The organism is Polaromonas sp. P3_C2 (genome assembly GCF_056402675.1).
On record NZ_JBFUGX010000662.1, the window covers coordinates 1 to 2215 of the forward strand.

General features: G+C 63.8%; 2 protein-coding genes. One reads left to right on the forward strand and one right to left on the reverse strand.

All coding sequences use genetic code 11. The features are described 5' to 3' along the window. Window positions 1-134: 134 nt before the first annotated feature. On the forward strand, window positions 135-1187 hold the full coding sequence (locus AC1DWI_RS20395) for a quinone-dependent dihydroorotate dehydrogenase (RefSeq protein ID WP_477670953.1): 1053 nt from the start codon (window positions 135-137) through the stop codon (window positions 1185-1187). A 67-nt stretch (window positions 1188-1254) separates the two neighbouring features. Here AC1DWI_RS20395 and xth read toward each other — a convergent pair whose 3' ends face one another. After that, window positions 1255-2115 (reverse strand): exodeoxyribonuclease III, encoded by an 861-nt coding sequence (gene xth / locus AC1DWI_RS20400; RefSeq protein WP_477670954.1) that lies wholly within the window; start codon window positions 2113-2115, stop codon window positions 1255-1257. Between the last annotated feature and the right edge of the window lie 100 nt (window positions 2116-2215).

Consider the following 2215-nt stretch of genomic DNA (forward strand, 5'->3'; position numbering starts at 1 on the left):
GGCTTGGGTCATGGAAGTATTAAAGAGTGTTTGGGGCGGGCGGGCCGGGGCGAAACGGGTTTTGCGACAATCAGGCCTCATGCCCGGCCTGCCCGGGTGGTTCATCGCCTCATCGCCAACAGCCGAATTATCCAATGTCCCTGCTTCCCTACGCCCTGGCCCGCCCTTTTTTATTTGGGCTTGACCCCGAAACCGCCCACGAGCTGACCATGGCTTCGCTGGCGCGCACCCAGGGCACGCCGCTGTCGCTGGCCTACTGCGGCAACCGCGTGAGCGATCCCGTCGAGCTGGCCGGCCTGAAATTCGCCAACCGCGTGGGTCTGGCCGCCGGGCTCGATAAAAACGCCCGCTGCATCGACGGCCTGGCCGCCATGGGTTTCGGCTTTGTCGAAGTGGGCACCGTCACCCCTCTGGGCCAACCGGGCAACCCCAAGCCGCGCATGTTCCGCCTCACCGAAGCCAACGCGCTCATCAACCGCCTGGGCTTTAACAATGAAGGGCTGGCCGCTTTTCTGGCCAATGTGCAGCGATCCAGCGTGCGCAAGCAAGGCGCGCAAAACACCCTGCTGCTGGGCCTGAACATCGGCAAAAACGCTGCTACGCCGATTGAAAACGCCGTCGACGACTACCTGACCTGCCTGGACGGTGTCTACCCGCACGCCGACTACGTCACCGTCAACATCTCCAGCCCCAACACCAAAAACCTGCGCGCCCTGCAAAGCGACGAAGCCCTGGACGCCCTGCTCGGCCGCATCGCCGAACGCCGCGAGACCCTGGCCAAACAGCACGGCAAGCGCGTGCCGATTTTTGTGAAGATCGCGCCCGACCTCGATGATGCCCAGGTCGATGTGATTGCCGCCACGCTCAAGCGCCACGCCATGGACGGCGTCGTCGCCACCAACACTACGCTGAGCCGCGACGCCGTGAAAGGCATGCGCCATGCCGAAGAAGCCGGCGGCCTGAGCGGCGCGCCGGTGCTGGAAGCCAGCAACCGCGTCATCGGCCAGCTGCGCGCGGCACTCGGCAAAGGCTTTCCCATCATCGGCGTGGGCGGCATCATGAGCGGTGCGGACGCCGTCTCCAAGATCAAGGCTGGCGCCGATGTCGTGCAGATCTACACCGGCCTCATCTACAAAGGCCCCGAACTGGTCACCGACGCCGCGACTGCGATCAAAAACAGCCGCTAGACCAATAGGGACTTGCGCAAGCAGCTATTGAATTAATAGCAACGAATCCGTAAGGTACGGCATTGGCTTACGGAGCTTTTTTGCGCGGCACCGCTGCCGCTCGCGGCCTGGCCACTTTGGCCACCTTCTTCTTCACCGCGCCCACAGCTTTACGCGCCACCCCCAGCTCCACCCACACCGGCGCATGGTCGCTGGCATGTTCCTGCCCGCGCACCCAACTGTCTACCCCGGCGGCCTTCAGGCGCGGCGCCAGTTCTGCATTCAACAGGATATGGTCGATGCGCAAGCCCGCGTTGCGCTGCCAGTGCTGGCGGAAATAATCCCAGAAGGTGTAGATGCGCTCTTGCGGGTGCAAATGCCGCAGGCTGTCTACCCACCCTTGCCCCAACAGCTTTTCATAGGCCGCCCGGCTTTCGGGCTGCAACAAGGCGTCCTTGCGCCAGGACTTGGGGTTGTAGATATCAAAGTCGGTCGGCACCACGTTGAAGTCACCGGCCAGCGCAACCGGGTGGCCCGAACCGCAGAGCGCCAGCGCATGCCGGTGCAGGCGCTCAAACCAGGCCAGCTTGTAGTCAAACTTGGGGCCTGGCTGCGGGTTGCCGTTGGGCAGGTACAGGCAGGCCACAATGATTCCGTCTACTGCGGCCTCCAGGTAGCGGCTTTGGTCATCTGACGCATCGCCGGGCAGCTCACGCCGTATTTCAACCGGCGCCTCACCCTTCGCCAGAATCGCCACGCCGTTCCATGACCGCTGGCCTTTCCATAAAGCGCCGTAACCCGCTTCCCGCAGCTCGGCCTGGGGAAACACACCGTCCAGCGCTTTTAATTCCTGCAGGCACACCACGTCCGGCGATTCTTTGGCCAGCCAGTCCAGCAACTGCGGCAACCGCGTCTTGATGCCGTTGACGTTAAAGGTCGCGAGTTTCATCAGGCCCCGATCAAACGCCGGCCAACCCCAATCAAACCCCGGGCGAAGGCTTCCCCCGGCCCGGCCCGCGCCGGAAAGCCTCGGCGCCGCCGCTGCCGCC